The sequence below is a fragment of the Streptomyces sp. NPDC004629 genome, assembly GCF_042873595.1.
Classification (GTDB): domain Bacteria; phylum Actinomycetota; class Actinomycetes; order Streptomycetales; family Streptomycetaceae; genus Streptomyces.
This window is the reverse complement of record NZ_JBIALO010000003.1, coordinates 304,355-327,966: the sequence shown is the minus strand read 5'-3', so window position 1 is coordinate 327,966 and position 23,612 is coordinate 304,355. Positions and strand designations below refer to the sequence as shown.

Annotated in this window: 18 protein-coding genes, 4 tRNA genes, 1 other RNA gene and 1 pseudogene; 14 read left to right on the top strand and 10 right to left on the bottom strand. The window is 71.6% G+C overall.

From position 1 onward, the window contains the following. The first annotated feature begins 32 nt into the window (after positions 1–32). The 8 genes from ACFYTE_RS06795 (at position 33) to ACFYTE_RS06760 (ending at position 4,593) form a co-directional block, all read left to right on the top strand. Entirely contained in the window at positions 33–350 is a 318-nt protein-coding gene (locus tag ACFYTE_RS06795; RefSeq protein ID WP_388705837.1) for an Lsr2 family protein, read from the top strand. 124 nt (positions 351–474) lie between these two features. Continuing rightward, positions 475–546, top strand: a tRNA-Gly gene (locus tag ACFYTE_RS06790). An 80-nt stretch (positions 547–626) separates the two neighbouring features. After that, positions 627–699 (top strand) — tRNA-Gly (locus ACFYTE_RS06785). A 141-nt stretch (positions 700–840) separates the two neighbouring features. Then, the gene (locus ACFYTE_RS06780) at positions 841–1,785 is read left to right on the top strand and encodes an ABC transporter ATP-binding protein (protein WP_388705834.1); all 945 of its coding nucleotides are present in this window, start codon (positions 841–843) and stop codon (positions 1,783–1,785) included. Beyond that, a complete protein-coding gene (locus ACFYTE_RS06775) occupies positions 1,782–2,633 on the top strand; it encodes an ABC transporter permease (protein ID WP_388705831.1) in 852 nt (283 codons plus the stop codon). Before ACFYTE_RS06780 ends, ACFYTE_RS06775 begins: the two co-directional genes overlap by 4 nt. A gap of 29 nt (positions 2,634–2,662) precedes the next feature. Beyond that, a complete protein-coding gene (locus ACFYTE_RS06770; RefSeq protein ID WP_388705829.1) occupies positions 2,663–3,886 on the top strand; it encodes a sensor histidine kinase in 1,224 nt (407 codons plus the stop codon). Further along, entirely contained in the window at positions 3,883–4,497 is a 615-nt protein-coding gene (locus ACFYTE_RS06765; RefSeq protein ID WP_388705827.1) for a response regulator, read from the top strand. The genes ACFYTE_RS06770 and ACFYTE_RS06765 overlap by 4 nt, the downstream gene beginning before the upstream one ends. Positions 4,498–4,520: 23 nt before the next feature. After that, positions 4,521–4,593: transfer RNA gene (locus ACFYTE_RS06760), tRNA-Gly, on the top strand. A gap of 45 nt (positions 4,594–4,638) precedes the next feature. Here the strand turns inward: ACFYTE_RS06760 and ACFYTE_RS06755 are convergent. From ACFYTE_RS06755 to ffs, 6 genes are all read right to left on the bottom strand, one after another. Next, a complete protein-coding gene (locus ACFYTE_RS06755) occupies positions 4,639–5,538 on the bottom strand; it encodes a phosphoribosylaminoimidazolesuccinocarboxamide synthase (protein ID WP_388705824.1) in 900 nt (299 codons plus the stop codon). A gap of 68 nt (positions 5,539–5,606) precedes the next feature. After that, positions 5,607–7,103 (bottom strand): N,N-dimethylformamidase beta subunit family domain-containing protein, encoded by a 1,497-nt coding sequence (locus ACFYTE_RS06750; RefSeq protein WP_388705821.1) that lies wholly within the window; start codon positions 7,101–7,103, stop codon positions 5,607–5,609. A 191-nt stretch (positions 7,104–7,294) separates the two neighbouring features. Continuing rightward, complete coding sequence (locus ACFYTE_RS06745) at positions 7,295–9,259, bottom strand: hypothetical protein (protein WP_388705955.1); 1,965 nt, start codon at positions 9,257–9,259, stop codon at positions 7,295–7,297. 268 nt (positions 9,260–9,527) lie between these two features. Next, a complete protein-coding gene (gene purD / locus ACFYTE_RS06740) occupies positions 9,528–10,778 on the bottom strand; it encodes a phosphoribosylamine--glycine ligase (protein ID WP_388705818.1) in 1,251 nt (416 codons plus the stop codon). Positions 10,779–11,401: 623 nt separating this feature from the next. Continuing rightward, the gene (locus ACFYTE_RS06735) at positions 11,402–13,696 is read right to left on the bottom strand and encodes a DNA polymerase III subunit gamma and tau (RefSeq protein ID WP_388705816.1); all 2,295 of its coding nucleotides are present in this window, start codon (positions 13,694–13,696) and stop codon (positions 11,402–11,404) included. Between the two features lie 59 nt (positions 13,697–13,755). Then, an RNA gene (ffs, locus tag ACFYTE_RS06730) (signal recognition particle sRNA small type) lies at positions 13,756–13,854 on the bottom strand. A 71-nt stretch (positions 13,855–13,925) separates the two neighbouring features. Between ffs and ACFYTE_RS06725 the strand changes: the two genes are divergently transcribed. Next, positions 13,926–14,010: transfer RNA gene (locus ACFYTE_RS06725), tRNA-Ser, on the top strand. Positions 14,011–14,310: 300 nt separating this feature from the next. On the opposite strand, the gene ACFYTE_RS06720 is transcribed toward ACFYTE_RS06725, so the two are convergent. The 3 genes from ACFYTE_RS06720 to ACFYTE_RS06710 all read right to left on the bottom strand — a co-directional run bounded on the left by ACFYTE_RS06720 (position 14,311) and on the right by ACFYTE_RS06710 (position 15,485). Continuing rightward, complete coding sequence (locus ACFYTE_RS06720; RefSeq protein ID WP_388705813.1) at positions 14,311–14,712, bottom strand: DNA-binding protein; 402 nt, start codon at positions 14,710–14,712, stop codon at positions 14,311–14,313. Next, on the bottom strand, positions 14,709–14,957 hold the full coding sequence (locus ACFYTE_RS06715; protein ID WP_388705811.1) for a hypothetical protein: 249 nt from the start codon (positions 14,955–14,957) through the stop codon (positions 14,709–14,711). Before ACFYTE_RS06715 ends, ACFYTE_RS06720 begins: the two co-directional genes overlap by 4 nt. A gap of 129 nt (positions 14,958–15,086) precedes the next feature. Beyond that, entirely contained in the window at positions 15,087–15,485 is a 399-nt protein-coding gene (locus ACFYTE_RS06710; RefSeq protein ID WP_388705808.1) for a calcium-binding protein, read from the bottom strand. Positions 15,486–15,662: 177 nt separating this feature from the next. On the opposite strand from ACFYTE_RS06710, the pseudogene ACFYTE_RS06705 reads away from it, so the two are divergent. The 5 genes and pseudogenes from ACFYTE_RS06705 (at position 15,663) to ACFYTE_RS06685 (ending at position 22,201) form a co-directional block, all read left to right on the top strand. After that, positions 15,663–18,495 (top strand): annotated as a pseudogene (locus ACFYTE_RS06705) (SNF2-related protein). After that, entirely contained in the window at positions 18,492–19,727 is a 1,236-nt protein-coding gene (locus tag ACFYTE_RS06700) for an SWIM zinc finger family protein (RefSeq protein ID WP_388705807.1), read from the top strand. Before ACFYTE_RS06705 ends, ACFYTE_RS06700 begins: the two are co-directional and overlap by 4 nt. 493 nt (positions 19,728–20,220) lie before the next feature. After that, positions 20,221–20,448, top strand: a complete 228-nt coding sequence (locus tag ACFYTE_RS06695; RefSeq protein ID WP_388705804.1) for a hypothetical protein — start codon at positions 20,221–20,223, stop codon at positions 20,446–20,448. A 58-nt stretch (positions 20,449–20,506) separates the two neighbouring features. Further along, entirely contained in the window at positions 20,507–21,322 is an 816-nt protein-coding gene (locus ACFYTE_RS06690; RefSeq protein ID WP_388705802.1) for a M23 family metallopeptidase, read from the top strand. 351 nt (positions 21,323–21,673) lie between these two features. Then, positions 21,674–22,201, top strand: coding sequence for a hypothetical protein (locus ACFYTE_RS06685; protein ID WP_388705800.1), 528 nt, complete (start codon positions 21,674–21,676; stop codon positions 22,199–22,201). A 329-nt stretch (positions 22,202–22,530) separates the two neighbouring features. Here the strand turns inward: ACFYTE_RS06685 and ACFYTE_RS06680 are convergent, their stop codons facing one another. Next, positions 22,531–23,547: a DNA-directed RNA polymerase subunit alpha gene (locus ACFYTE_RS06680; RefSeq protein ID WP_388705798.1), complete on the bottom strand. Its 1,017-nt coding sequence runs from the start codon at positions 23,545–23,547 to the stop codon at positions 22,531–22,533. Positions 23,548–23,612 lie beyond the last annotated feature (65 nt).

The following is a 23,612-nucleotide window of genomic DNA, read 5'->3' as shown; positions in this document are numbered from 1 at the left end:
GTATGAGGTGCCGCACGAAGGGACCGATATTCGTGGCGCAGAAGGTCGTGGTCACTCTCTTTGACGACATCGACGGCTCGGAAGCGGCGGAAACGATCGCCTTCGGACTCGACGGCAGGTCGTACGAGATCGACCTGAACCGGGCCAACGCCAAGAAACTGCGTAAGGCCCTGGAGCCGTACGTGGCGGCCGGCCGCAAGCGGTCCAGGTCGGGCAAGACGTACCGGCAGACGGAGGTCGCCCCCGATCCGGCGGCCGTCCGCGCCTGGGCACAGGCGAACAAGATGGACGTACCCGCGCGGGGCCGCATCCCCAAGAAGGTCTACGAGGCGTTCAGCGCCGCGCAGTGAGCGCGGCCGACGACAGGTCACCCGCCCCTCGCCGCAACCGACTTGCGCTGCACCCCTCCTGATCAGCTAGAGTCTGGAGCACGCCGAGGGGCGAGGCCGAAAGACCGAGGCCCATGGAGTACTTGCGGGTGTAGTTCAGTAGCAGAACATCCCCCTTCCAGGGGGAAGGCGCAGTGTGCAATTCCTGTCACCCGCTCTGCACCGCCGTCCGGACCACTCAGGAGGATCGGGTAGGCTGGTGCCCGCACCGATCGGTGGAAGCCGATCGGTAGCAATGCGGACGTAGCTCAGTTGGTAGAGCGCAACCTTGCCAAGGTTGAGGTCGCGAGTTCGAGCCTCGTCGTCCGCTCGGGAATGAGACCCCGGTCCACTGGACCGGGGTCTTTTCATTGCCCGCCGGCCTCCGCCCCCACCCGTCTCTGACATTTGTCATGCCGAGCGATGACATCGCGCACTGCTGCCCGGCCCGGTGCGCCGGGACGCTGATGTCATGGACAACGACGAACACGAACACGTGATTGAGGTCACCGACCTCCGACGTGTCTACGGGGGCGGGTTCGAGGCCGTGCGCGGGATCAGCTTCTCCGTGGCGCGGGGCGAGGTCTTCGCGCTGCTGGGCACCAACGGGGCCGGCAAGACGTCGACGGTCGAGCTGCTGGAGGGGCTCGCGGCACCGGCCGGCGGCCGGGTGCGCATCCTCGGCCACGATCCCCACACGGAGCGGGCCGCCGTGCGCCCGCGCACCGGCGTCATGCTCCAAGAGGGCGGTTTCCCCGCCGAGCTGACCGTCGCCGAGACCGCGCGGATGTGGGCGGACTGCTCCAGCAGGGCACGCCGGGGCACCGCCGAGGCGCTGGCGATGGTCGGCCTGGACCGGAAGGCCGGGGTGCGGGTGAAACAGCTGTCCGGGGGTGAGCGGCGCCGCCTGGACCTGGCCCTCGCCGTCCTCGGCGAGCCCGAGGTGCTGTTCCTGGACGAGCCCACCACCGGCCTGGACGTCGAAGGCCGCCGGGACACCTGGGAGTTGGTGCGGGCGCTGCGCGACGCCGGGACGACCGTGCTGCTGACCACGCACTACCTGGAGGAGGCGGAGAACCTGGCCGACCGGCTGGCGATCCTGCACGAAGGCCGCATCGCCGCTTCCGGGACCCCGGCCGAGGTGACCGCGCTGCGGCCCTCCCGGATCTCGTTCGAACTGCCCACGGGCTACTTCCTCGGCGACCTGCCGCCGCTGGCCCCCCTTGGGGTGTGCGAGCACGAGGTGGATGGCCGGACGGTTCTGCTGCGGACCCGGGAGCTGCAACGGGCGGCCACCGGACTGCTGGTGTGGGCCGAGCGGAGCGGCGTCGCACTGCACCGACTCGACGTGCGGTCGGCCTCGCTGGAAGAGGCGTTCCTGGGGATCGCCCGGGAGAGGGAGGCGAGCGCGGCATGAGCACCCGGACCCGTACGAGTACGCCGACCCGCACCGGCAGCACGGACCAGCCGGGCGCCCGGGACAGCCGGCGCACCGGCCGGGCGGCACTCTCGGCCCGGCGGCTGCGCGCCCTCGCCCGCGCCGAGTTCACCCTCCTCGGCCGCAACCGCACCGTGATCGTGACGGCGCTGCTCGTGCCGCTGGCGCTGCCGTTCAGCGTGCGGCCCGCGCTCGACCGGATGGACCTGGGGGCCTCGGGCCTGAGCGTCGGCGCGGTCATGCTGACCGCGGCGATCGGCTTCTCCTTCCTGTTCGCCGTGTACACCGCCCTGGTGAGCGCGTTCGTCGCCCGCCGCGAGGAACTGGTGCTCAAGCGCCTGCGCACCGGGGAACTCGGCGACGGCGAGATCCTGGCCGGCACGGCCCTGCCCGCCATGAGCCTCGGCCTCGTCCAGGCCCTGGTGCTGTCCGTGGGCTGCGCGGTCCTCCTCGACGCCGGGGCACCCGAAGCGGCGTACCTGACCGTCCTGGGCGTCGTGTGGGGCCTCGTGCTGTGCGCCGCGCTCGCGGCCCTCACCGCCGCCTTCACCAGGACCGCGGAGAGCGCCCAGGTCACCGCGCTGCCGTTGATCTTCGTCTCCATGGTCGGATCGGGCATCGCGATCCCCCCGGAGGTCATGCCCGACCGGCTCGCCTCCGTCTGCGCACTCCTCCCGCTGTCCCCCGCCATCCGGCTGGTGCAGGGCGGCTGGACCGGCCGGCTGACCGGATACGAGGCCCTGGGCGCCCTGGCCATCGCGCTGGCCTGGACCGCAGTCGCGGTGTTTGCTGTACGACGGTGGTTCCGCTGGGAGCCGCGGCGCTGACCACGGGCCGACGACACGGGGACGGGGAGATGGGCAACGGGCACGGCTGGTGGCGGCGAAAGAGCACGCCGGGCAAGGTCGAGACTTATACGCGCTGGTCGTTCCACTTCTTCGCGGTGATGGAGCTGGCATCGTTCGGACTGTCGACGCTCGCGCGGGGGGACGCGGCCCTCGCGGGCTGGCTCACGGCGATGGTGCTGGCGCACGCGGTGCTCGGCGCCCTCACCGCCTCCCGCGCGCTGGACTGGACCCGCGGCCTGCGCCCGCAACCGGTGCGGCTGCTGTGGGCGTACGGCGCGGTCACCTTCGGGGTCGCGGTCGCCGCGCTCGGCTTCAAGGAGTACTGGCCGGGTGGCAACGGCGTCGACGCGGCCACGGGGACGGTGTTCGCCGGCGTGCTGGTCTTCGGCGCCGGGACGATGCCGCTCGGGGTGCGCGACCGGCGGCGGGTGCCCGCGCTCGTGACCGGCTTCGCAACCGGCGCCGGGCTGGTCGCCTTCCTGCTGGGCGTGCCCGGTCCCGCCGTACTGATCGTCGTCCTCACGGTCCTGGTCGGCGCCGGGTTCCTCGCCTTCACCTGCATCTTCTCCGTCTGGCTGCTGAACGCCGTCTACGAACTGGACACGGCCCGCGAGACCCGCGCCCGGCTCGCCGTCGCCGAGGAACGGCTGCGGTTCGGACGGGACCTGCATGACGTGCTGGGGCGCAACCTCTCGGTGATAGCGCTCAAGAGCGAGCTGGCCGTGCAGCTCGCGCGGCGCGAACGGCCGGAGGCCGTGGAGCAGATGATCGAGGTGCAGCGCATCGCACGGGAGTCGCAGCGCGAGGTGCGGGACGTCGTACGCGGCTACCGTGACGCCGACCTCTCCGTCGAACTCAGCGGTGCGCAGGGCGTGTTGACCGCGGCCGGGATCGACTGCGAGATGACGGGCGAGGCCAGAGGGCTGCCCGCCGACGTGCAGTCGGCGCTGGGCTGGGTGGTGCGCGAGGCCACCACCAATGTGCTGCGGCACGGGAACGCCGGGCGGTGCCGCGTGGACCTCGGGGTGCGCGACGGACACGTGGTGCTGACCGTGGAGAACGACGGGAGGTCCGGCGCCCCCGACGCCGCCGGCGGGGGTGCCGGGCTCGCGGGACTGCGGGAGCGGCTGGCCGCGGTGGACGGCACGCTGGAGGCGGACGCCGTCGGAACGGACAGGTTCCGGCTGGTGGCCGAGGTGCCCTTGACGAGTCAGAGCGGAGTGACGCGATGAGTTCCCCGGTACGGCTGCTGCTCGCCGACGACGAGCACCTCATCCGGGGTGCGCTGGCCGCGCTGCTCGCCCTGGAGGACGATCTCCTCGTCGTGGCGGAGGCGGCGAGCGGACCCGAGGCGCTGGCGATGGCCCGCGCCCACCGTCCTGACGTGGCCGTGCTGGATCTGCAGATGCCGGGCGCCGACGGTGTGAGGGTCGCCACATCGGTACGGGCCGAACTGCCCGACTGCCAGGTTCTGATCGTCACCGGGCACGGCCGCCCCGGACATCTGAAGCGGGCCCTCGCGGCGGGCGTGCGCGGCTTTGTGCCGAAGACGGTCAGCGCCCAGCGGCTCGCGGAGATCATCCGTACCGTGCACGCCGGAAACCGCTACGTCGACCCGGAGTTGGCCGCCGACGCGATCTCCGCCGGGGACTCGCCGCTGTCCCCGCGGGAGGCCGAGGTGCTGGAGCTGGCCGCGGACGGGGCGCCGGTCGCGGAGATCGCCCAGCGGGCCGCGCTGTCCCAGGGGACCGTGCGGAACTACCTCTCCTCGGCGGTGATCAAGCTCGGCGCCGAGAACCGGCATGCGGCGGTCCGTCTCGCCCGGGAGCGAGGTTGGGTATAGTTGCTCTCGCGCCACGGCGCAATGCGGACGTAGCTCAGTTGGTAGAGCGCAACCTTGCCAAGGTTGAGGTCGCGAGTTCGAGCCTCGTCGTCCGCTCGGGATGAGACCCCGGTCCACCGGACCGGGGTCTTTTTCGTGCCGTCAGCTCCAGCTCGTGCCGGTCAGCCGCTCGTACGCCTCCACGTACTTCGCCCGGGTCGCCGTCACGACCTCCTGCGGCAGCGGCGGCGGGGGCTGCTCGCTCCTGCGGTCCCAGCCGGACTCGGCGGAGGTCAGCCAGTCGCGCACGAACTGCTTGTCGTACGACGGCTGCGCGCGGCCCGACTGCCACTGGTCGGCCGGCCAGAAGCGAGAGGAGTCCGGGGTGAGCACCTCGTCGGCCAGGACCAGGGTCTCCCCGTCGAAGCCGAACTCGAACTTGGTGTCGGCCAGGATGATCCCGCGGTCGCGGGCGATGTCCCGGGCCCGGGAGTACACGGCGAGGGTGGCCTGGCGCAGCTGGGCCGCGGTCTCGGCGCCGACCTGGCGGGCGACCTCCTCGTAGGAGACGTTCTCGTCGTGCTCGCCGACCTCGGCCTTGGTGGCCGGGGTGAAGATCGCGCCGGGCAGTTCGGAGCCGTCGACCAGGCCCTCGGGCAGGGCGAGGCCGCAGACCGTACGGGACTCGGCGTACTCGGCCAGGCCCGAGCCGGTCAGATAGCCGCGGGCCACGCACTCGACGGGGATCATCCGCAGGGACTTGCACACCAGGGTGCGGCCCGCCCAGTCGGCGGGCGCGCCCGCGGGCAGCTCCGAGCTGAGCACATGGTTCGGCACCAGGTCGGCGAGCTGGTCGAACCACCACAGGGACAGCCGGGTGAGCACCCGGCCCTTGTCGGGGATCTCGGTAGGCAGCACCCAGTCGTAGGCGGAGATGCGATCGCTGGCGACCATCACGAGGTCGCCCGCCTCGTTCTGGTACAGCTCGCGCACCTTCCCGGTGTGCAGATGCACCAGACCCGGCACCTGGATCGGTTCGGGCTTCTCGACGAATCCGGACACGGTTCCTCCCCGTGGCTCTGTCCAACGGGTTGATTCTCCCGTATCGGACAGGGGCCGCCGACAGGGGGTCAGTCACGCTTGCAGATACGGTCCAGCAGATTGGCCGTGGCGCGCTGGACACGGCTGTCCACGTGCCCGGGGCGGTCCAGGGCCGGGGACCAGGCGAACGTGCCGGACGCGAAGACGAGCGCGCCGGAGGGCGCCCGGTACAGCGAGGTCTCCTGGTGGCGCAGGACGCCGTCGCTGTCGGTGTAGGGGGAGTGGGCGAGCAGGATGCGCTCCTCGTGGTCGGGCAGCGGGGTGCGCGGGAAGTAGCGGTCGGCCTCGCCCGCCACCAGGCCGGCCAGTTCGTCGCCCTCGTGCGCGCCGGTCGCCTCCCACAGCCAGTGGCTCGCGTTGCGCACGACCAGGGGGTGGGGTTCGGGGACCCGGCCCGCGTACTGGATGCCGACGAGTTGCTGCTCGGGCCGGTCGATCTCCCGCCACAGCACCGGCCGGCCGGGGCCCTTGCGCTTGCGGCAGGTGAGCAGGCGGTCGGGGACGCCGGACGGTGCGGGGCCCAGCTCCACCTGCCAGTACATGGTGTTGGCGGACAGGAAGACCAGCGAGGTGCCGTTGTCCCGGGCCAGCTCCGCGGTGCGGCGCATGCTGGTCGACCAGTACTCGTCGTGGCCGGGGAAGATCAGGCCCCGGTAGCGAGTGGGATCGACGCGGCCGGCGTGCAGGTCGCGGGCGTCGGCGTAGGCGAGGTCGTAGCCGTAGCGCTCGGCCCAGCGGATGAAGTCGTAGGCATGGCCGACATGCAGGGGCAGGCCCGCGCCGGCGTACGGGCGGTCGAAGGAGACGGTGGTCGCCGCGTCGGCCTCGCCCAGCAGGCGGCCCTCGTCGTCCCAGGCGTGATAGAGGCTGGCGCCGATGCGGCCGTCCTCCGGGTAGAGGTTGTAGGCCTGCCAGGTGATGTCGGGCAGCAGCAGGAGCAGGTCGGCCGGCCGGCTGTCGCGGACCGTGAACGGCACGTGGGAGCGGTATCCGTCCACGGTGGTGAGGACGGCGACATAGGCGCCGTTGCTCCAGGACGACGGGACCTGGAGCCGCCAGGACAGCCACCAGTGGTGGCAGGAGACCGTGCGGTCGGCGGTCAGCGGCGGGGGCTGGACGATGCCGGAGAGCCGGGGGCTGGTGGTGATCTTGGCGGCGCCGTCGCCGCCGTAGTGACCGATCCGGTAGACGTCGACGCTGAACTCCTGCGGCGGGTCGACGGTGATGTGGAAGTCGACGGCCTCGCCCGGTGCCACCGCGCCGGTCGAGGTGAAGCCCTTGATCTGCCGGTGCACATCGTCGGCCGAGCGCGGGCCGCCCGACGAACGCGGTGCCGGCACCCGGGCGGGTCCGGCGGCGGCGGACTGCTGCGGGATCGGGTCCACGTACCAGGGGACGACGTGGCCCGTGTCGTCGAAGTAGGTCTCGCTGCCGCGCAGCCAGGGAACGGGTCCCTGGCCGAAGGGGTCGCTGACGGCGTGTGCGAGTGCGCCCGACTCCCAGCGGCGGATGTGTTCGGATCCCATGGTCGCTCCCCTCCCTCGTGCCCCCGTGGTGCGCCGTTCGCGCTGCCGTGTGCGCCCTCCGGCGCCACGTGCGCGAACGGTCCCAGCACATCACATTCCGCACGCGCGCAGTCACTACTTGTTGTGAATTGACTGAAACTGGAAGATCGGGCTCCGCTACGCCGCGGGTCCTGGAGCCGCGGCGGGGGGCGTCAGACCAGCCGTACCGGCTTCTCCGGCCGTATCCCCGACTCGAACAGCCAGGCGCGCAGCGGGGCCGGGTCGCCGTCCTCGGTCAGGCTGAGGACTCGGGAGCCCAGGTCGGCGACCCGCTCGCCGTTGACGATCAGGGACGGGCCGTCGAGCCAGTCCAGGCCTGGGGTGGCACCGGCGGTGTCCATCGCGGCACAGCAGACCATCGCCGTGACGTGGTCGGCGAGGAGTTCACGGGCGGTGCGCGGCGGCTGGAGCGGGAAGAGCGGCAGGGCGCCGTCGTCCCAGAGGGCGGTGTCGGGGGCCTGGCCGGGGGCGGTACGGCCGGTGGGTGCGGCGGCGGCCGACGCCTCCTCACGGGCCAGTTCGGCGCTGAGCCGGGCGGCGAGCGCGGCTCCGCGCGGGGTCCCGGTGTCGGCACCCGTCTCGTCGCACCACTCCGGCCACTCCTGCGGCTCCGGCCGCTCCGGCCGCTCCGGCCGCTCCGGCTTCGCAGCGTCGCCGGGGACGGGGTGGCCGGGCGGGCCGGCAAGATCGGTGCCATCGGTGACCTCGGTCAAGTCGTCGAGGTCGCTCGGGCCGGGGTGGCCGGTGAGATCCGCGAGGTCGGTCCCGCCCAGGTGGTCGGTGAGGTCGGTCCCGCCCAGGTGGTCGGTGAGGTCGCGGCGGGTGGTGACGGTGGGGGTCGGTGGCTGTGACAGGTGGTCGAGGACGCGGGCCAGGGTGGGGCCTTCGGGGTCCCGGGCGGTGGCGTCCGGCACAGGGCGTACGCCCAACGCGTCCAGGACGCGGTGGAGCCGGGCGGCGTCCGTACGCCACTTGCGGTCGACGACCTCCTCCGGATACTCCTGCCAGTCCACCGGGGACCAGTCGGGTCCCGGCTCCGCCGGGCCGCCGTGGAAGAGGCGGGCGGCGAGCAGCGAGGCCGCCTCGTCCACCGTGCCGGGTTCCTCCAGCAGATCGCAGGCGGGGCGCTCGCCGAGCCGGGAGGCGAAGCCCTCGGCCAGCCGGTCACGGCGGGACAGCTCGGTCAGCGCCGCGACGACGCCGGCGTCCAGCCGGGACGGCCAGCGGCCCATCCGCCAGGCGGGGAGCGCGACGCGGGTCAGCAGCCGGTCCCAGCCCGCGTACGCCAGACCCACCTGCTCCTGTGCGACGATCCGCAGCCCGTAGTCCACCGCCTGGGCCCGCTCGGCGGCGGCCGCCGCCACGCCCCGCTCCATCTCGGCAGCATGCCCCCGGCAGCCGCGCAGCATCAGCCGGGCCGCCCAGCCGGCGCCCGCGAGCACGCTGCGGGCGAGCGGGCCGCGGCCGGGCGCCGAGGTCACGGCCACCGCCGCGTCCAGCCCCCGGACGAAGCGGCGGGCCGCCGCTATGTCGGGGTGCGCCGAGGGGCCCGTGCCGGCGACGACCGGGGCGAGGACCGCGCGCAGCTCACCGACGCGCATCCACCACAGGAAGGGCGAGCCGATCACGAGGACGGGAGCGGCGGGCGTACGACGGTAGGGGCGCCGCCCCGGGCCCGTCAGTTCGTCGCGGCGGCGCACCGCGGGCGGGCCGTGCGCGGGATGGGTGCGGTCCTCCAGCCAGCTGTCGCAGTCCGGGGTGAGCGCTATGGCGGACGGGGCCGGTACGTCCAGGCGGTCGGCGAGGTCGCGCACCATTCGGTACAGATCCGGGGCGGACTCCTCGGAGACCGGGATCGTCGGGCTGACGGCGGGGCGGGCGCGGGCCACGACCAGGGCGACGCCCGCCGCGGCCAGCAGCACCAGCAGGGCGACCACGGTCACGATCCCGCGCGCGGTGTCCCAGCCGCCGCCCACGAGATGGCCGGTGGTGCCCCCGGTCAGCAGGATCACGGCCGCCGCGGCGGGCAGCAGCGCCACGGCCAGCGCCCGGCCGCGCACCCGCAGCACGGCGAGGGCCCGGGATCGCGCGGCCTGCGCGCCCGCCTCCACACCCATACCGGTCACGACCGGACGTCACCCCCTCACTGTCCTGGCGTTTTCCTGGCGTTGCTCACTCCCCCACTGTGGCACCCGCCACTGACATCGCAATGCCGGTGGGCCAAGTGCCGGAACGCATGCGCCGCACCCTAGTTGGGGCCCCGGCCTCCGTCAGCCGGATGGAACATCGCTCACTCGATGGAATGGCTTTGGTCAGAGGTGGATGACAGACAGCAAAGATCAGGCCCCGGATTTACGTCCGGGGCCTGATCTGCGTCGACTGCGGTCAGGCGCCCGCCGCCTCGGCCGCGATGTCCGTACGGTGCTGGGATCCTTCGAGACCGATACGCCCCACGGCCGTGTACGCGCGATCGCGGGCCTGGGCCAGGTCCGCGCCGGTTGCCGTCACGGACAGGACCCGCCCGCCGGCGCTGACGATCGCATCGCCGTCCCGCTTGGTCCCGGCATGCAGGACGTACGTGTGCGGGGCGTCCTCGGCGGCCACCTCGTCGAGACCGCTGATCGGGTCACCGGTGCGCGGGCTGCCGGGGTAGTTGTGCGAGGCGACGACCACGGTGACCGCGGCCTCCTCGCTCCAGCGCAGCGGCTCCAGGTCGGCGAGGGTGCCCCGCGCGGCGGCGAGCAGCACGCCGGCCAGCGGGGTCTTCAGCCGGGCCAGCACCGCCTGGGTCTCGGGGTCGCCGAAGCGGGCGTTGAACTCGATGACCCGGACGCCGCGCGAGGTGATCGCGAGGCCGGCGTAGAGCAGGCCGGAGAAGGGGATGCCGCGGCGGCGCATCTCGACGACGGTCGGCCGCAGGACGGTCTCCAGGACCTCGTCCACCAGCTTCGGGTCGGCCCAGGGCAGCGGCGAGTACGCGCCCATGCCGCCGGTGTTGGGGCCCTCGTCCCCGTCCAGGGCGCGCTTGAAGTCCTGCGCGGGCTGGAGCGGGACGACGGTCTCGCCGTCGGTGATCGCGAACAGGGACACCTCGGGGCCGTCGAGGAACTCCTCCACCACCACGCGCTCGCAGGCGGCGGCGTGCGCCTTCGCGGCGTCGAGGTCGTGCGTGACGACGACGCCCTTGCCGGCGGCGAGACCGTCGTCCTTGACGACGTACGGCGCCCCGAAGGCGTCGAGCGCCGTGGCGACCTCGTCGGCGTTGGTGCAGACGTAGGAGCGGGCCGTGGGTACCCCGGCCGCCGCCATCACGTCCTTGGCGAACGCCTTGGACCCTTCGATCCGCGCGGCCTCCCCGGACGGGCCGAACACGGGGATGCCCGCCGCGCGCACGGGGTCGGCCACCCCGGCGACCAGCGGGGCCTCCGGACCGACGACGACGAGGTCGGCGCCGAGGTCGGTGGCCAGCGCGGCAACGGCCGCGCCGTCGAGGGGGTCGACCGGGTGCAGCTCGGCGACCTCGGCGATGCCGGCGTTGCCCGGGGCGCAGTGCAACGCGGTGACGGCGGGGTCGAGGGACAGGGAACGGCACAGGGCGTGTTCGCGGGCGCCGGTGCCGATGACGAGGACCTTCACGGGGTCAGCCTAACCGGCAGGGAGAGCGCCCATTTGTGCGGGCTGTCGAGGGGCCGGGGGCGGTCGGCTTGTGTGAATCTCCGAAGACGCCCGAAGACATCCGAAGAAAGCCGAAGACATACGCCGGGGACGGGCGAGGAGGGCCCGGGTACCCGGACCGCTCCGCCCAGGGCGGCGAGGAGCGCCGGCGCATCCAGACCGCTCCCCACGGCAAGAGGTGCCGGGGGCCCGGACCGTTCCCCCAGGCGGCAAGGAGCGCTGCCGTACCCGGACCACTCCTCCGGGCGGCGTGGAGTGTCAGGCGCATCCGGACCACTCCCCACAGCGAGAGGTGCCGAGGGCCCGGACCACTCCCCGGGCGGCGAGGAGCGCTGCGTACCCGGACCGCTCCTCCGGGCGGCGAGGAGCGGTGGGGCAATCCGGACCGCTCCGCCAGGCGGCGTGGAGTGCCGGCGCATCCGGACCACTCCCCACGGCGAGAGGTGCCGGGGGCCGGACCGCTCCCCACGGGCGGCGAGGAGTGGCGGCGCATCCTGACCCCTCCCCACGGCAAGGGGTGCCCGGACCGCTCCCCGGGCGACGAGCGCTGCCGGACCGGTCCGCCTGTCGGTGCGGGTCGGGCCCTACTCGTTCGTGAACTCCTCCACCACCGTCGCGCCCAGTTCCCGGACGATGAGGTCGTGCCCGGACAGGGCCGACTCGTCGAGGTCGGGGTCGTCGTCCTCGGGAATGTCGTCCTCGGGGGCGACCGGGGGCGGTTCCGGAGCCGCCGTCGGCCGGGGGGCCGGGGCGGCGGCCGACCCGGCGGCGGAGGACCGGTCCTGGGGCGCCGCGGCCGGCGGTGCCGCCTGCTGGGGTGCAGCGGGGCGTGGGCCGGGCCCGGTGCCGGGAGCGCCGTACCCCTGGGTCCCGCCACCGCCGTAGCCGCCGCCTCCGCCGTGGCCGCCCGGAGTTCCGCCGGCCGGCGCCGGGGCCGGGCCGCCCGACGGGTCGATGATCGCCTCGATCTTCCACTGCACGTTGAACTGCTCGGCCAACGCCTGCCGCAGTACGTCCTCGCTGCCGCTGCTCGCGAAGTTGTCACGGGCGCCCGCGTTGACGAAGCCGACCTGGAGGGTGCTGCCGTCGAAGCCGGTGACCTGGGCGTTCTGGCTGAGCAGGATCCAGGTGAAGCGGCGGCGGTTCTTGACGGCCTCCAGGATGTTCGGCCAGAGCATGCGGGGGTCGAGGCCACCGGGGGCGGGTGCCGCCGGGGCCTGCGCGCTTGCGGCGGCCGGAGCCTGCGCGGTGGCGGCGGGAGCCTGGGGGGCCGCGGCGGCCGGGGCCGGGGCCGGGGGCTGCTGTCCGCCGCCCGCCGCGGCCGCCGTGGGCCAGCCGCCGGGCCGTCGCCCACCGCCCGCGGGTGCCGCGGTGGGCCAGGCACCCGGGGCGGAGGCGGGAGCGGGCGTGGGGGCCTGGGGGGCGGCCGGTGCGGGGGCCGGCTGAGCCGCGGGCGCGGGCGTCGGAGCCGCCGGGGCCTGCGGGCTTGCGGCGGCCGGGGCGGTGGACATGGCGCCAGGAGGGGCCCCCGGTGGCGTCTGCGGAGGCGTCTGCGGAGGCGCCGTCGGAGGTGTCATCGGGGAGGCGCCGCCGCCCGGTGTCCGTACGGCCGCGCGGGCCGCGGCGGGACCACCGCCGGGCAGCCCACCGCCGCCTCCCGGGTGGGCGTCGGGACCGGGGACGTACCCCGCCGCGGGGGCGCCGCCGCCTCCGGAGAAGTTGACGCCGCGCTCCAGCCGGTCGAGGCGTGCCATGACGGAACGCTCGTCCCCGTAGGCCGCGGGCAGCAGCACGCGCGCGCAGATGAGTTCGAGCTGGAGGCGGGGGGAGGTGGCGCCGCGCATCTCGGTCAACCCCTCGTTGACCAGGTCGGCGGCGCGGCTCAGCTCGGCGGCGCCGAAGATGCCCGCCTGGGCCTGCATGCGCTCGACGACATCGACGGGGGCGTCGATGAGCCCCTTCTCCGCGGCGTCCGGCACGGCGGCCAGGATCACCAGGTCACGCAGCCGCTCCAGCAGATCGGCGACGAACCGACGGGGGTCGTTGCCCCCCTCGATCACCCGGTCCACGACCTCGAAGGCCGCGGCCCCGTCACCGGTGGCGAACGCCTCGACCACGGAGTCCAGCAGCGACCCGTCGGTGTATCCGAGCAATGAGGTGGCCATGGCGTACGTCACACCGTCGGCGCCCGCGCCCGCGAGGAGCTGGTCCATGACGGACATGGAGTCACGCACGGACCCGGCCCCGGCGCGCACCACGAGCGGCAGCACCCCGTCCTCGACCGGGATGTCCTCCTTCTGGCACACCTCAGCGAGGTACTCCCGCAGGGTGCCGGGCGGCACCAGCCGGAACGGGTAGTGATGGGTGCGCGACCGGATGGTCCCGATGACCTTCTCGGGCTCGGTGGTGGCGAAGATGAACTTGAGGTGCTCCGGCGGCTCCTCGACGACCTTCAGCAGGGCGTTGAAGCCGGCCGACGTGACCATGTGGGCCTCGTCGATGATGTAGATCTTGTAGCGGCTGCCTGCGGGGCCGAAGAAGGCCTTCTCGCGCAGCTCACGGGCGTCGTCCACGCCGCCGTGCGACGCGGCGTCGATCTCGATGACGTCGATGGAACCGGGCCCGTTCCTGGCCAGGTCGCGGCAGGACTGGCACGCGCCGCACGGCGTGGGCGTCGGCCCCTGCTCGCAGTTCAGACAGCGGGCCAGGATGCGCGCGCTCGTCGTCTTGCCACATCCGCGCGGCCCGCTGAACAGGTACGCGTGATTGACCCGGTTGTTCCGCAGCGCCTGCTGCAACGGGTCGGTGACATGCTCCTGCCCGATGACCTCGGCGAAGGTCTCCGGGCGATAGCGGCGGTACAGCGCGAGAGACGACACGCTTACGAGGTTATAGGCGCCCACTGACAACGATCCCCGCCGCGGTCCCCGCGCCCGGGCATGCAAGCGCCCCCCACGCACCCGTCAGAGCCAACCTACCCTTGCTGCCTTCCGGCCCTGGGGGAGTTCAGTCAGATAGCGCCGCGTGAGGGGCTTCGCAAAGAGTACCCGATGTCAGCGGGAGGAACGAGTTCGCGAGCACTCCTCCGGGTCATGTAATGTTTCCGGCGGAGGATTCGCCTAGAGGCCTAGGGCGCACGCTTGGAAAGCGTGTTGGGGGCAACCCCTCACGAGTTCGAATCTCGTATCCTCCGCAGCCGCCTGAACAGGCGAAACGAAGAGCTGGACCGCTCATTGCGGTCCAGCTCTTCGGCATGCCCTGGTTGCAGTTTCGGTTGCATTTACAGGCGGCATTCAGGACATACCATCGAGCAGGAAAGGCTCACACTCGCGCCCTGCAGGGCGACCGGCGCAGACCCTGAGGAGCTTTGACACCGAACGCGGTCATGCCCCCGCATCCGGCGGTGCCTTATTCACCCATCGCGGGCCGACCCGCGGCGACTCTGCTTTCTGCGGATCCACGCGGATCTGTCCTCGGTCCCGGGATGTCGCGGTCATAGCCCGATCATCCGGACCTTGCTGCCGCACAGCCGGGTCAGGTCATCGACATCCGACGTGAGGATGGCGACCGGGCCAGGCTGACGCAAGGCCGCTTCCGCGACGGTGGCGTCGATCGCGTACTTGTGTCCGTGCAGACCGGCGCCCTTGAGCAGTTGGGCCGCCGCCTTGGCCGCCGCCTCCGTGATCGGCTCCACCTTGACCCGGGAGAGCGCCCATTGCAGTCGGGGCAGGTTCACCCTGGCGTGGCTCACCTCCACGATGGTGTTGGCGCTGACGACAAGGTCCGCTCCCATGTCGTGGAACACCTGGAACATCGCCAGAACCTTCCGGTCCTGCGCCACCCAGGCCGACAGCCCCTCGCTGTCCAGGACGACGGTCTCGATGTGCCCGCTCACGCGGCGCTCGCGCCGCCGGCGGCCGACGTCGTACCGAAGATCCGCGACCGCGCCTCGGCCAGCTCTTCCTCACTGAAGACCCCGTGCTCGTCTGTGTGGCTGCGCAGGTCGGCCCCCAGGAGCTGGTGCCGGATCTGCCTGGCGACCGCTTCGGCCACGTAGCCGGAGATGTTGTCCGTGATCTTCTTCAGCTCCGCCACCTGCTCGGTGGGGAGTGTCACCGTGATGCGTGTGGTGTCAGCCATAGCCGCAAGCATACTGCGGTATGCGCACTACGTGCTGTCTGTTCCCCGCAGTCGGTCCGAGCCGGCAGCAGTCGGGGTGGCTGCCCGTTCGAGCAGGGGCTCAGCTGGGCAGTTGTGCGACGCACCAGTTCAGCGGGCCCAGTAGCGGTATGCCTCGATCCATTGCGAGCCCTCTGGGGCGGGTTCCGGCAGCGGCAGGTCCAGAATTCCGATTTCCTGCCGGTCCGACCCTCGGGCGCAGCGTGCGACCACGCGCCCGTCCTCGGCCAGATCGACACCGACCACGCTCACCTCAACGCCGAGAACAGTCGTGGTGAACGGCACGGCAAGGCTCTCCTCGATCATCGTGAAGAAGCCGGTGAGCTGCTCACCCTCGCCGTAGGCGTCGACGGTGGCCTCTTCGATCAACGCCTCCAGCGCGGCTGGATCCCACGTGTTCATGGCCTCACCGTAGCGCTGCACCATACGGCTGAGGACCGGTGTGTTCAGCAGCGGCGTATCCGTCGTGGCGCCGTCGCCGGCAGTCAAGCCAAGGCCCGTGGTTGCCAGCGTGTGACGTTGCCTGGTGAGGTTCGGTAGTGAGCGGTCCGGGGGAAGGTCCGGCAAGCGACAGGGCGGAAGAGAGTGGCACGAGTCGTCGTACGAGAGCCGAGTACGGGCGCGAGGAGCACACTGCCGCCGGCCCGGCAGAAAACGTCCGCCTTCGTGAGGGAGCTGCTCGGCGCCGGCTGGGCGGCGGTGTTCCTGCCCGGTGAGCCCGCCCGCCTTGGGCGGCTGCTGCTGTGGAAGCCGACCGGGGCAGCAGCCGGAGACAGCGTGGCGCCCACCGGCCTTGAGACCGAAGCGGTGGAGCTGGTCCTGCCGCACGGCCGCTCGGTCAGGCGGCGCAGGGTCGAGGGTTACGCGCTGCCTGTCGCCGTCGCTGTCTCCGCCCTGGCCGATGCGGAGCCGACGCATCCCTCCGGCGCCGCCTGGCAGGCCGTCACTCGCTTCGCGCTGCGGCTGCTCGCCGACGGCCGCCTCCACCCGGCCATCACCCCCGCCGGTTACGACACCTGGCAGGTGGGTCCCTGCAACGCCGCCCAGCGCCAGACGCTGGACGCCCTGGCCGCCGCTTTCCCGCCACACGCCCACTGCCTGCCCGAGCCAGGCCCTGCGCCGATGGGGGTCCCCCCTGTTCGAGCGCAGCCGAGAACTCGGGGGAGGATCGCCGAACCGGCTGCGCTGGTACGCCAGTTCTGCGACGCGGTCGCCGATGATCTGGTCCGTACCCCGGCCGCGCCGCTCGCCATGGGAGCGCTGCCGTACGCCTGGCGCGAGGCCCGTGCCGTGCCCACCTTGCGTGAATGGGCCGAGGAAACCCAGGCGGCGCTCACCGCCGAGGTCAGTGTCTCCCTGCGCGTCGACGTACCCGAAGGACGCCGACGGCAGTTTCGGGCCGTCCTGCAAATGCACACCGCGGCGGACCCGGCGTTCGTCATCGAGGCCGCACGGCTGTGGAGCGAGCAGACCGAAGTGGAGCGGCTGCTCGGCCCACGCGCCGAGACCGAGACCCTGCTCGCCCTGCGTCGCGGTGCCCGCGCCTGGCCCCCGCTGCGGAGGCTGCTCAACGATGCCGCTCCCGATCAGCTCCGGTTGACCGACGACGAAGCCTTCGAGCTTCTCGGGGATGCCACGGACGCGCTGCGCGCGGCCGGTGTCGACGTGCACTGGCCGCGCGAACTGGTCAAGGCACTCACCGCGACCGCGGAGATCGGGCATCGCACCGCCCCCGGTTCCACCGCGGACGGCCTGCTGGACACCGAGGCCCTCCTCGACTTCCGCTGGCAGGTCTCCCTCGGCGGCGAGCCGCTCACCGAGGCCGAGATGGATGCCCTCGCAGAGTCACGCCGTCCCCTCGTCCGGCTTCGCGACCAATGGGTGCTCGCCGACCCGAAGCTGGTGGCCCGCGCCAAGCGCCGCCGGATGGAACCGCTCACCCTCATGGAGGCGTTGAGCGCCGCGCTGACCGGCGAGGCCGAGCGGGACGGTGACCGGGTCCCCTGTGCGGTGGTCGGTGCGCTCGGCGACTTGGTCGCTCGTATCCGCGACCCCGAGTCCCGCACGCCCGTGCCCCAGCCCGCCGCACTCAAGGCCACGTTGCGCGAATACCAGAAGCGGGGCCTGGCCTGGCTGGCCGAGATGTGCGCGCTCGGCCTCGGCGGCTGTCTCGCCGACGACATGGGCCTGGGCAAGACCATCAACCTTCCTCGCTCTGCACCTGCACCGCCAGAGCGACCCCACCACCGCGGGCCCCACCCTTGTCGTCTGCCCGACCTCCCTGCTCGGCAACTGGCAGCGCGAGGCCGCCAGATTCGCGCCGCTCACCCCCATACGCCGTTACCACGGCGGCGACCGCCACCTCAAGGACCTGGCCGGCGACGAGATCGTCCTGGTCACCTACGGGGTGCTGCGCCGTGACCGCGAAGTGCTCGCCGAGACAGCCTGGTCGCTGGTGGCCGCCGACGAGGCCCAGCACGTCAAGAACCCCTACGCCGTCACCGCCCGCGAATTGCGCGCCCTGCCCGCCCGCGCCCGCGTCGCTCTCACCGGCACCCCCGTGGAGAACAACCTTTCCGAGCTGTGGGCACTGCTCGACTGGACCACCCCGGGGCTGCTCGGCACACTCGCCGCCTTCCGTGACCGGCATGCCCGCGCCATCGAGGTGGGCGAGGATCCTGAGGCAGCCGAGCGTCTGTCCCGTCTCGTACGTCCCTTCCTGTTGCGCCGCAAGAAGTCCGACCCGGGCATCGCGCCCGAACTGCCGCCCAAGACCGAGACCGACCGCGTCGTCCCGCTGACGGCCGAGCAGGCCAGCCTGTACGAGGCACAGGTCCGCGAGACCATGGCGAAGATCGCGGAGTCGGAGGGCATCGCCCGACGCGGTCTGGTACTCAAGCTGCTCAACGCGCTGAAGCAGATCTGCAACCACCCCGCCCAGTACCTGCGCCAGTCCACTCCCCTGCGGGGCCGCTCCGGCAAGCTCGACCTGCTCGACGAACTTCTCGACACCATCACCGCCGAAGGCGAATCCGTGCTGGTCTTCACGCAGTACAAACAGATGGCGGCTCTGCTGGAGAAGCATCTCGCCGAGCGCCGCGTCCCCGCTCTATTCCTGCACGGTGCCATCCCCGTCGCGCCGCGCGAGGAGATGGTGGACCGCTTCCAGCGCGGTGAAGTGCCGGTATTCCTGCTGTCGTTGAAGGCGGCGGGCACCGGACTCAATCTCACCCGCGCCACGCACGTCGTGCACTACGACCGCTGGTGGAACCCGGCCGTCGAGGAACAGGCCACCGACCGCGCCTACCGCATCGGCCAGGACAAACCGGTCCAGGTACACAGGCTCCTCGCGGAGGGAACCGTGGAGGACAAGGTAGCGAAGCTGCTCGAAGCCAAGCGCGCCCTCGCCAACGCCGTCGTCGGCTCCGGCGAGGCAGCCCTGACCGAACTGTCCGACGCCGACCTCGCCGAACTCGTCGCCCTGGGAAGGCAGTCATGAGCCCCGCCGTCCCCGGCCCGCGTCGTGCGCCCACCCGCGGCAAGCGGGCCTTCGCCGCGACCTGGTGGGGCCAGGCATGGGTGGACGCCCTGGAGGACTCCGCCCTGGACGCCGGACGGCTCTCGCGCGGACGTACCTACGCCCGCAAAGGCATGGTCGGCCCGGTCACCGTCGCTCCGGGCAAGATCAGTGCCGCTGTCCAGGGCAGCCGCCCGCGCCCGTACCGCTCCTCAGTCCACCTTCCCGTCCTCACCGACCTTCAGTGGGACACCCTGCTCGACACGATCGCGGCCCGCGCCGGACATCTCGCAGCACTTCTCGACGACGAGATGCCCGCCGAACTCGTCGACGACGCCCGGCACGCAGGCGTCCCACTGCTCCCACTGCCCACCGAGCTCGATCCGGGGTGCTCCTGCCCCGACCGGGGATACCCCTGCAAGCACGCCGCCGCGCTCTGCTACGCCATCGCCGCCACCGTCGACACCGACCCGTTCGTGCTCTTCGCGCTGCGCGGCCGCGGCCGCGAGGAGGTCTTCGCCCAGCTGCGCGCACTCCGTACGGCAGCACAGGAGACCGCGGCCCCGCCAGCACCGGCCGGCATCCCGGCCGCCGCCGCATACGCCCGCTGGGCCGAAGAGGCTCCCGAACTGCCCGAACTCCCGGAACCCGCCGCCCACACCACGGCGCTGCCCGTCGCTCCGCCACCCGCCACCGGCCTGGCCGCCGCGGACCTGGAACGTCTCATGGCTGACGCCACCGCGCGCGCCGCCCGGCTCCTCGCGGGCGACACCGCAGACCTGCACCTGACCCAGCACCAGGACGCGGTGCGCATCGCCGCAAGCGACCCCGGGCCCGAGTGGTTCCACCACCTGATCCAGAACACCGGCACCAACCCCACTGCCTTCGCACGCCTCACCCGCGCCTGGCGTCACGGTGGCCCCACGGGCATCACCGTCGCCGAACAGCCCTACGCCCCCGACCCGACGGTGATGAAGGCCACCCGCACCGCCCTGGACGCGGCCCTCGCCGAGATGACTGACTCACCCACACACCTCAGAACCTGGCGCAACCGCCTCACCCTCACCGACCACGGCATCCAGCTGCGTCTGGGCCCCGACACCCGCTGGTACCCCTACCTCCAGGACGACGACGGCGAATGGTGGCCCGCGGCACCAGCCGAAAGTGACCCGGTCACCGCGCTCACTGCGGTCTGGTCGGAGAACGGGGAGTAAGGAGGCAGTTCCCTACTGAGCGGGAGCCACGGGCAGAAGCCGTGGTTGCAGTTCTGGTTGCAGTTCTGGTTGCATTCGTACAGCACCGTTCAGAACCCCCGCCCGAACCAGCTGCACCGCAGGTCAGGACGTTGCCGTACGCCCCAAAACCCCCAGACGAAGGCTTGGAAAGCGTGTTGGGGGCAACCCCTCACGAGTTCGAATCTCGTATCCTCCGCCAGTGCCTCACCGGGCACGTTGTCGAAGGGCCCCATTGCTTGCAGTGGGGCCCTTCGACGTGTGTCGCTGCGCCAGACCCTGGCACGTCCGACACTGCGCCGCGATCCCTACACCACTCCCCTGCCAGGTGTGTATCTCTGCTCGGCTTCCTCCCCCCAGGTCCGTCCGTCCACGGCATGTGCGGTCACCTCGCCGCGCTCTCCGCCCTCCGGCGCCACCACGGCATACGAAAGTCACCCGCCCTGTCCCCCAAGAACAAAAAGGAGTTCATCCAATGCGCACACCCACCTCGGCAGCCGCAACAGTCGCCGCCACCGGTATGGCGTTAGCCGTCGTGACGCCGGCCACCGCGCGCGAGACCCTGGCACCCCGAACCGTTGAATCGTCGGCCGAGTTCGAAACGGTGACCGCGGCGGGACAACGGCTCTGCAAGAACACCGCCGACACCAGTTCCTGTGCCCCATGGACGAACAGCACCTGGTGGCCCATCGACCAGACCTGAACCGACTTCCAGCTCACCGCACTCGAACCACCGCCGCATCCATCGAACGAGGTGCCCCTTGCTGACGCTCCTGTGGAAACGCCACGGCCTGTTCATCACGATCGGAATCATCTGCATCCTGGTGAACAGACAGGGGCTGGGCCCACTGTGGTACGCAGGCGTCACCCTGTTGCTGGCGGGCGAACTGATGCGTTGGACCCTGTCGCGCAGCCAACGTCCCCCACAGCAGCAGACGCCCGTGGCGGTCGAGGTACCCGTCACCGGACGCTGGCAGGCCCTCAACGGCCCTGGTACGAAGGTCCCGAGCCACACCCATAGCCACGCACAGACGTACGCCATCGACCTCACTTACCACCCGCCGGGAGAGGTCTCACCCGCGTTTCGCCGGCTCTGGCCACTCGGCCGGCGCCCGCGCCACTACCCCGCCTTCGGCCGCTCAATTCTGGCCCCCGGTGACGGAGTGGTCGTAGCAACGGCCGATCGCCAGCGTGACCACCTCTCGCGCACGTCGCTGCCCGGATACGCATACCTCTACCTTGAGGGCTTCATCCGCAGTCTGGGCTGGCGCCGCCACCTTTGGGGCAACTACGTCATCCTCGAACTGGACCAGGGTGTGTACGCGGGGTTCGCTCATCTCCGGCGGGGCTCCCTCCGGGTGGCCGTGGGTGACCGAGTCAGCAAGGGGCAGGAACTCGCCGAGTGCGGCAATTCCGGCAACTCCTCCGAACCGCACCTGCATTTCCAGCTCATGAACGGTCCCGACTCCGAGGTCGCACGTGGCCTGCCCTTCGAGTGGCGCTACCTCGATGACGATCGGACCGAACACACTGGAGTACCGAAGGACGCCACCTACTTCACTCCGTCTCCGGGCTGAAGCAGGGGGCACCCGACTCAGGAGCCATCGGGGAGCCGACCAGTTGCCGGTTCTGGTTGCAGTTCTTGTTGCATTCACCGACGTACAGGACCGTTCCTGAAGGGACCGCTGATCCCCGCAGCGGCTCACCGTAGATGCCCCCAGGGCCCCCGAAGGGGTGGAAATAAATGTGCTCTGGGCCACAACCATCCGGTGGGTCCGCCTGTCTGACCTGATGACCGAAACGCGCGGACAGTGATCTTCGCAGGGGTTTGTGGTGATTCACAGGGATATGCCGTGTCCTGCCCGCTGTCCGGCGACCGTGAACGGCACCCGTCGAGTCAGTCATCCAGAGCTAGGGGGAGCTTCCTCATGCGTGCTCGCAGAATCCTGGTCGTGGCGGCGGTGTCCGCCTGTGCCCTCCTTCCGGCGACCTCCGCCGTGGCCGGCACCGGACCCGCTCCGTCACCGAACAAGCAGCACATGACCGCCCGTTCGGCCGTCCCGTCCGAGGCCGGCAACCCGATGAGCGTCAAGGCTCAGGCCGCCGGCGTCTGCGCGGACGCCTACCAGATCGGCACCACCGCCTACATCGACCGAGGGGGCGCGCACGTCGCCTCCGTGAAGCAGTTCTACTCACCGAACTGCAACCGCAACTACGGCTATCTGTGGGTGTGGCAGAGCTTCCGCGACAAGATCAAGGACTACGACGTGAGCACCGGCGTCTACAGCTACGCGCGCGACCAGGTCGTGGGCCAGGCCTCGTGGAAGGCCACCAACGCCCAGGAGTTCTGGTCGCTGCCGGCGGACACGGTGAACGAGTGCACCGCGGCCATCGGCAGCCTTCGCGCCCCCGGCGACCCGGTGGCGGGCCAGGCGGTCACATCGAAGCGCTGCTGACCATCCGGCCGCTCCGCCCCGCCGGCCGGGCTCCGGCGGGGCGGAGCCGTCCTTCCGGGTGACATGAGGCCCCTGCCAGGTCGGGCAGCCGGTCCCCGAGGGCCGTCACCGCCGGCAGCTTGGCCGTGCCGGCGGTCGGCGCCGGACCTCAATGGAATGCCCCCACCTCTGGCCCCCTGCCTGACTGATCGCAGCGCGCCGTCCACCATCCGGGCGATGACCTTGGCTCACCATCGGGAGGCCGTCGGGGCGGATGGCTGTTGTCGAGCAGCCCCCTCGGGGTGATCTCCCGAGGGGGCTTTGTGTCGGCGAAGGGCCCGGCGCCGCGTTCAGTACTGTTCGGTCTCCACGAAACCCGTGCTCGCGTTGTCGTCCGCGTCGAAGGCGGCGGCGGTCGGGTCGAATCCGGGCGGGCTGTCCTTCAGGGCCAGGCCCAGGCCGGCCAGCTTCGCCTTGACCTCGTCGATGGACTTCGCACCGAAGTTGCGGATGTCCAGCAGGTCGGCCTCGGAACGCGCCAGGAGTTCGCCCACCGAGTGGACGCCCTCACGCTTGAGGCAGTTGTAGGAGCGGACGGTGAGTTCCAGCTCCTCGATCGGCAGCGCAAGGTCCGCGGCCAGCGCGGCGTCCGTCGGGGACGGACCCATGTCGATGCCCTCGGCGTCGATGTTCAGCTCACGGGCCAGACCGAACAGCTCGACCAGCGTCTTGCCGGCCGACGCCATGGCGTCACGCGGACGCATGGCCTGCTTGGTCTCGACGTCGACGATCAGCTTGTCGAAGTCGGTGCGCTGCTCGACACGCGTGGCCTCGACCTTGTACGTGACCTTGAGCACCGGCGAGTAGATCGAGTCGACCGGGACACGGCCGATCTCCTGGCCCACCTGCTTGTTCTGCACGGCGGAGACATAGCCGCGACCGCGCTCGACGGTCAGCTCCATCTCCAGCTTGCCCTTGCCGTTGAGCGTGGCGAGGACCAGATCGGGGTTGTGCACCTCGACCCCGGCCGGGGGCGCGATGTCGGCGGCGGTGACCAGATCCGGGCCCTGCTTGCGCAGGTACATCACGACCGGCTCGTCGTGCTCCGAGGAGACGACCAGCTGCTTGATGTTGAGGATCAGGTCGGTGACATCCTCCTTGAGGCCCGGCACGGTGGTGAACTCGTGCAGGACACCGTCGATGCGGATGCTGGTGACAGCGGCACCGGGGATCGACGACAGGAGGGTGCGACGGAGAGAGTTGCCGAGGGTGTAGCCGAAGCCCGGCTCCAGCGGTTCGATCACGAACCGGGAACGGAACTCGTCGACGACCTCTTCGGTCAGTGAGGGACGCTGAGCGATCAGCACTAGGTATTGCCTCCAGTGTTCGGCGCCCGCTATGTGACGCCGTAGATACCAGGAAGGGTACGGGC